This window comes from Demequina aurantiaca (assembly GCF_000975135.1).
Taxonomy (GTDB): domain Bacteria; phylum Actinomycetota; class Actinomycetes; order Actinomycetales; family Demequinaceae; genus Demequina; species Demequina aurantiaca.
Window position 1 is genome coordinate 35,374 of the sequence record NZ_BBRF01000001.1, and the last position, 6,619, is coordinate 41,992.

Below are 6,619 nucleotides of genomic sequence, written 5' to 3' on the forward strand. Positions count from 1 at the left end.
CTTTGCAGGACGACCATATTCAACGCAATAGTCCTTGTGACCGCGCGACCGCGACGGCTGACGTGCGTGATGTGACCCCGAGTTTGGTGAAGACATGAGCGAGATGCGATTTCACAGTCGCCTCGGTCACGAACAGCGTCGCCGCAACCTCCGTATTTGCATGGCCCTGTGCGACAAGGTCAAGCACTTGCAACTCGCGAGCGCTGAGGCGCACGTGCGACGACCGCATTCGCGACATCAGCCGCGACGCAATGACCGGCGCCAACGCACTCTCCCCCGCGGCCGCCGCGCGAATCGCCGCGAGCAAGTCACTCGGTGGCGCATCCTTCAACAGATATCCGCTTGCCCCGGCCTCCACTGCACCAAGGATGTCAAGATCTGTGTCGTAGTTCGTCAGCACCAACACATACGGCGCGGGTTCCGGTAGTGCCCTAATGGTCGCCGTCGCGTCCACTCCTGATGTACGAGCATCCACACCAAACTGCAGGTCCATCAGCACCAGATCGGGCAGTAGCTCGCGCGCCAATTCTGCGGCGGCGTCGCCTGTCTGCGCCTCTCCGACCACGTCGATCTCCGCCTCTGGGTCGAGGAGCGCCCGAATGCCTGCACGCACTATCGGGTGGTCGTCAGCGATCACCACCCGAATCATGAGACAACCTCCAGATCCAACATCACGGCCACCACAGTGCCAGCGCCAATGCTTGATTCCACGACGCATTCCCCGCCGAGTTGGTCGACGCGCTCGCGTGTGGCCCTCAAACCAAACGAGCTATCACGATGCGACGACGGCGCGCCACTGACCGCCGCCACATCGAACCCGACGCCGTCGTCACTCACGCGGAGGCTGACCGTCTCGGAGTCCGCGACCAGTTCTACTGTCGCGGAGTCTGCCTGGGCATGCTGAATGACATTCGCCATCGCACCCTGAACTATGCGCAGCAGCGCCGTCTGGAGATGCATCGGCAGCGTCTCCGAACCACGGACCTGCACGTCCACGACGAGGCCGTGGCTCGCCCACTCATCCCGCGCGAAGCGATGCAACACATCCTCGAGGCCGTGCGCGTCCAGGTCAGGGGGTGTGAGTTCACGAATAAATCGCCTGGCATCGGCAAGATTGGCCGCTGCAGTCTCGCGTGCCAGGCGAACGTGCGGCACTCCCGGGCCCTCCGGATCCGCGCGTTCGGCCGCGTGAAGCAGCATCTGGATGCTGGACAGCCCTTGGGCGACAGTGTCGTGGATCTCGCGAGCGAGCCGTGCCCTCTCCGCGAGAACTCCCGACTCATGCTCAGAGGCGGCGAGCTGCCCCTGAGCAGCGGTGAGCTCCGCGAGGAGGCGTTCTCGCTCGGACGCCTCACGAGACAGCGACTCATAGCCGTAGCCGATGAGCAGGGCGACACCAGCGCCCACAAGGGGACCCACCACACCGCCCACGCTCCAGCCTCCATGCGCGCCGAGCGCAACCACCGCCACCACGGTGGTCGTGACCACAACGGCGGCCCCGACTGCTCGTCCGAGCAGGTGAAGGTACAGAAAGAACAGCGGAAACACCAGGTAGGCGGCATCGGGGGTGAACCAGAGCAACGCAATCCATTCAAGTGTGAGTACGCCTAGCCACACTGCAATGCCGTTTCCTACTCGTCGAGCACCCACGCGCCAGATACCGAACGCATACGTCGCGACCATGACGATCGCAATCACCACCGCCGCAGTGGCTCCCGGATAGGGAGCGAAAGCCGCTCGCCCGATGACCAGCGCGGCAAGCAGAACCAATAGCCCGTGCAATCCCACTTGCAGCCCAACGAACACTGGGCGGAGAGCATCGTGAGCCATACCGTTCAGCCTACGCGCGGCGCCGCGACCGCCCATCAGCCAAAAGGTTGACCGACGCTCACCCCTTTGCCGCAGCCGAGTTCCACCTAAGTGGCCGATGTGCCTGGCGGGAAAGAGTCCGAGACTGAGACAACTCCACATTGACTCGCTCTAGACAAGGATCCACATGTTCGTCGCCTTACGTGACCTCAGGTTTGCCCGCGGACGCTTCGCGCTCATTTCTTCCGTCATCGTGCTCATCACCATTCTGGTCGGGTTCTTGAGCGGGCTTGCCGGCGGCCTAGCGTGGCAGAACGTTTCTGGGATCCTGGCGTTGCCTTTCGACAAAATGGTGCTCGCGGCAAGCGACAACGGCGCTGCAACGGACTTCTCCTCCTCCAGCATCACCCAGAAGCAGGCCGACACGTGGGCTGAAGCCGAGGGTGTCACCTCCGCTACCCCCGTAGGAATCACGACCTCGCGTGCCGAGTCTGAGTCCGGCGAGGCCGCGATCACAATCGTTGGCTACGGTGCCTCTCCCAACCAGGAGTTAAGCCCCGAGGCGACGGTTGCGGACATTCCTCGAAGCATCGTGCTGTCCACAGGGGCCGCCGACGCGCTCGACGCGCAGATTGGCGACACCGTCACAATTGCGGGGTTCAAGCTCTTAGTGAGCGCAGTCGGCGACGACTGGTGGTACAGCCACACCCCCGTCGCGTACACCTCACTTGCCGACTGGCAGGACATCGCCGCAACCCAACGCGAAGGGACGATTTTTGCCACGGGCGTTGCCGTCACCGGATCGCCACAGTGGGACCAGGTAGCGTCCAACACCCACACCACAGCGAAGGGTCAACTGGCGTCGCTGACCGCCATTCCCGCCTTCGCCTCCGAGGTGGGCTCGCTAGGCATGATGATCGCGATGCTGTTTAGCATCTCCGCCCTCGTGATCGGCGCGTTCTTCACTGTGTGGACTATTCAGCGCTCTGGTGACATTGCGATTCTCAAGGCACTCGGAGCCGCAACTCGCACCCTGATGAAGGACGCCCTGGGCCAGGCTGGCGTCGTCCTTGCTACGGGGGTGGCAGTAGGCGTTGCCGCCGTGATTGGAGTCGGTGCCATCGTGCCTGCCGCGCTGCCTTTCCTCGTGAGCCCACTCACCACGGCACTACCCGCAGCCCTTCTGGTCATCTTGGGTCTCGCGGGCGCGGCAGTCGGTGTCCGTTCCGTCACGTCCGTCAACCCACTTTCAGCACTTGGAGGTGCACGATGATCGAGTTCAGTGATGTGACCTTGACGTATCCCGACGGATCGAATCGGGTCACTGCCGTCAACCAGGTCTCTTTGACGGCAGTTGCCGGCACTGTCACCTGCATCACCGGGCCATCAGGCTCGGGCAAGTCCAGCCTTCTCGCGCTCGGCGCCACGCTGATCCAGCCGGACTCGGGACGCATCCTGATCAACGGCACGGACGCTGGCGGGCTCAGCACAAAGGACGCAAGTGCCCTTCGCCGTGAACAGGTCGGGATCGTGTTTCAGCAAGCGAATCTGCTGCCTTCCCTCACAGCACTCGAGCAGCTGACCGTCATGAATGAACTCGGAACACAGGGTGCACGTGCCAGGCGCCCCGCGGCCGGCCGGCGAGCCACTGAGATTCTCGCGACGGTGGGACTGGCTGACCAGGCGCACAAGCGTCCACACCAGTTGTCCGGCGGCCAGCGCCAGCGCATCAACATTGCGCGCGCCCTCATGAACCGACCGAGCATCCTCCTTGTCGACGAACCCACGAGCTCGCTAGACCAGGAACGCGGCTCCCAGATCATCGACATCGTGTTGGATCTGACGGCGTCCGAGGGAACGTCAACGCTACTTGTCACCCACGACACCAGCCACTTCGCCCGCATGGAGCGCGTGGTGGAGATGATGGACGGCCGTCTAGTTGACACCCATGCACGAGCAGCACGCAGCGCCAAGAGTGATGAGACCTAGACCGCTGACCAGCCTCCATCGGAGGGCAGAATCACGCCATTGATATTGGTCGCGTCATCAGACAACAAGAATGAGATGGACGCCGCCAACTCCTCGGGGCCCACCGGCGTCGGCATCGCGGCCATCGCCTGCTGAATACGAGCTCCTCCTAGGGCTGAATCGAAGTTCGCCTCAATGCCAGTAATGGTGGGGCCGGGCGCGACCGCGTTGACGCGGACACCTTGCGGACCGTACATGAACGCCGAGCTCTTGGTCATGCCGACCACTGCGTGCTTGGAGGCGGTGTACGCGAGCCCAGCGGCCGAGCCTCGCAGTCCCGCCTCGGAGGTGATGTTGACGATCGAACCTGCGTGAGCGGCCAACATCAGCGGAAGCACCGCTCGCGACAATTTGAACGTGCCGGTGACGTTAACCGCCATGACTCGTTCCCAGACAGCGTCGGTCACCTCGTGTAGAGGAGTCATGTTGTCCATGATCCCGGCGATGTTCGCGAGGCCGTCTACCGTGTCTCCCGCCGCCGCGACAATGGCTGCGATGTCCTCCTCGACCGTGATGTTGCCCACGACAGGAACGATGTCTTCGTCGGCGTGCTCCGCCACAAACTCGTTCAGCCCGGTCTCGGACATGTCCACGGCAATCACGCGACCGCCCTCGCGCGCCACTCGTGAAGCGGTCGCACGTCCAATGCCGGAGCCGGCGCCCGTAATGATCAGCGTCTTGCCGGCAAATCGACCGCCAGTGACCTTCTCCTGCCACTCGGGAAGGTCGAACTCGGGTTCAGTGGACACCGCTTCAGCGGCCGATGCCGTGTCCGCTTCGGGCGCCGCTGTCGCCGGGTCGAACGAGTCGGCTTTGGCAACGAGCTCCGCGATCTTGCCCTCGGTAAACTGACCCTTGCTCATGGGGATCAGACGCTTCATGCTCATTCGCCGCACAGGCCTCAGAGCTGACGCATCCTGACCCGCCTCCGCGAGCATCGCGCGTAGCACCGGTCCGCCCTGCGGGTGATCCAGCCACTCACCAATCTTGTTGTCTCCGGAAAGCCCGCTGGCTCCGGTGACCGCCGCAGCATCGGCGGTGGCGTTGTCTTGGTTCGTCTTTTTTCCAAACATCATGACTCCTCGCTTATGCGTACCTTAAGGTCCGAACGTTCAACCTCAGCGTACTTCGGTACGCGCCAGCGAGATAGGGACGGTATGCCGCGTGCCACACCCGGCCGAAGGTAACGATTTAATGCACATACGCGTGCACGTTAAGACACCGCATATCTACTCGAGGTGGTGAGGGACCTTCGTCCCGATGCACCCCTCACCGTGCGGCGTACATTCATAAGTGACGACCTTCTCCCCGATGAAGTGGCCCAGGCCGATCCGGTCACACACTAGAGAAGAAGAACTAAAGTGAAGAACTTAAAGGTGTCCCCCACCTCTATCATCAAGCGCATCATCCTCGCCCCGCTCGCCATTGGCGCGATAGCGATTCCCATGCTCGCCATGGCACCCGCTGCCGAGGCCACCTCTACCCATACCCCTACCTACCAACTCACGGTCGTCGCCCGCGTTTGCCCCACCTACGCAGACGTCCAGGCCAATAAGGCACGCAACGACATCATGGAGTCCCTTCGTGACCTCGGCCACGACACCGGATACGCACGGCACGATTCAGTGGTACCGGCCAAAGAGGACGCCGGCGCCCCGAACTGCCACCCGCTCGAGAATTGGGACTTCACTCTCGGCACAGGGTACAAGGGCAAGTCAGCAGCGACGCATCAACTGTCTACCGTCACGGGCGCGTTCTCCACTCAGGTGACCACCGGGAAGTCGACTCCGATGCTCAACAACCATGGGGTTGCTACGGGCGCAACCATCCCGGCTGCTACGACGATCACCCTGACCGCTGACCAGGTACGTCACGCCACTCACGGCCAGCGCCTCTGGGTCCAGGGCGGTCACCCCACCGCTCCGCTCAACGGCCGGGGCACGGAGCTGGGATACGGTGCGCTGCGTTGCTCGAGCGACGCACTCAACGGAGACAACGTTGAGTACGTGACGTACCCCAACGGCGTAACCCACGCCTACTGCTACTACTACGCGGTGCAACCGCCGCCCACCGCGGGCGAGATCATCGTGACCAAGAAGGTCACAGATGGCGCACACGGCACGTCCCACGCCACATTCACGGGAACTGTCCCCTTTGGCGATTCGGATGGCGATGGCGTCAACGACTTCACACTAGCCGCCTCGAACGGACACCCCGACTCCGTTACCTACATTCGCGGCGCCGTGGGCGCCCACGACCCCGAGTGGACCATTACTGAAGCCAAGAGCGCGGACTGGGCCCTCAAGGGAAACGCCCCTGTCTGTACGTCGCGCGACGGATCCAGCGGCATCACCTACACCGACCGCGGTGTCAGCATCAAGCTCGCCGGTAGCGACCGCGTGAACTGCACCTACACCAACACTCCGGTGCCACAGCCGGAGGTTCAGAAGACGCCAACGCAGAAGGTCACCGCTACGCCGACGCCCCACGAGGTTGTCGAACCGCCAAAGGGCCCTTCGGTTCCGACACCGGACGTTCAGACGCCCCTCGTCACTCCTGACCTCGTCCCATCCCCTCAGCCCACTACGACGCCGGGCTTGGTGCCAGCACGCGACCACGTCACCCCCGGAAAGGTCCCTACCGCGGTACCGAGCGAGAATCCCACTGCAGTGCCCAACCTGGTACCCAACCGCAACAACGTCACCCCCGGACAAGTCCCCACCGCGGTACCGAGCGAGAATCCCACTGCAGTGCCCAACCTGGTACCCAACCGCAACAACGT

Annotated in this window: 6 protein-coding genes; 3 read left to right on the forward strand and 3 right to left on the reverse strand. The window is 63.1% G+C overall.

The annotated features are described in order from the left end of the window. Nucleotides 1-19: 19 nt before the first annotated feature. Nucleotides 20-649: a response regulator gene (locus AOP73_RS00175; RefSeq protein WP_061962660.1), complete on the reverse strand. Its 630-nt coding sequence runs from the start codon at nucleotides 647-649 to the stop codon at nucleotides 20-22. Then, nucleotides 646-1,830, reverse strand: coding sequence for a sensor histidine kinase (locus tag AOP73_RS00180; protein WP_061962661.1), 1,185 nt, complete (start codon nucleotides 1,828-1,830; stop codon nucleotides 646-648). Before AOP73_RS00180 ends, AOP73_RS00175 begins: the two co-directional genes overlap by 4 nt. A 166-nt stretch (nucleotides 1,831-1,996) precedes the next feature. Between AOP73_RS00180 and AOP73_RS00185 the strand changes: the two genes are divergently transcribed. After that, entirely contained in the window at nucleotides 1,997-3,082 is a 1,086-nt protein-coding gene (locus AOP73_RS00185; protein WP_061962662.1) for an ABC transporter permease, read from the forward strand. After that, nucleotides 3,079-3,798: an ABC transporter ATP-binding protein gene (locus tag AOP73_RS00190; protein WP_061962663.1), complete on the forward strand. Its 720-nt coding sequence runs from the start codon at nucleotides 3,079-3,081 to the stop codon at nucleotides 3,796-3,798. Before AOP73_RS00185 ends, AOP73_RS00190 begins: the two co-directional genes overlap by 4 nt. On the opposite strand, the gene AOP73_RS00195 is transcribed toward AOP73_RS00190, so the two are convergent. Further along, the gene (locus tag AOP73_RS00195; RefSeq protein ID WP_236683464.1) at nucleotides 3,795-4,913 is read right to left on the reverse strand and encodes an SDR family NAD(P)-dependent oxidoreductase; all 1,119 of its coding nucleotides are present in this window, start codon (nucleotides 4,911-4,913) and stop codon (nucleotides 3,795-3,797) included. The two genes, AOP73_RS00190 and AOP73_RS00195, sit on opposite strands and share 4 nt — an antisense overlap. Nucleotides 4,914-5,198: 285 nt before the next feature. Between AOP73_RS00195 and AOP73_RS11955 the strand changes: the two genes are divergently transcribed. After that, on the forward strand, nucleotides 5,199-6,619 hold a 1,421-nt coding region (locus AOP73_RS11955; protein WP_439645221.1), incomplete at its 3' end, for a prealbumin-like fold domain-containing protein.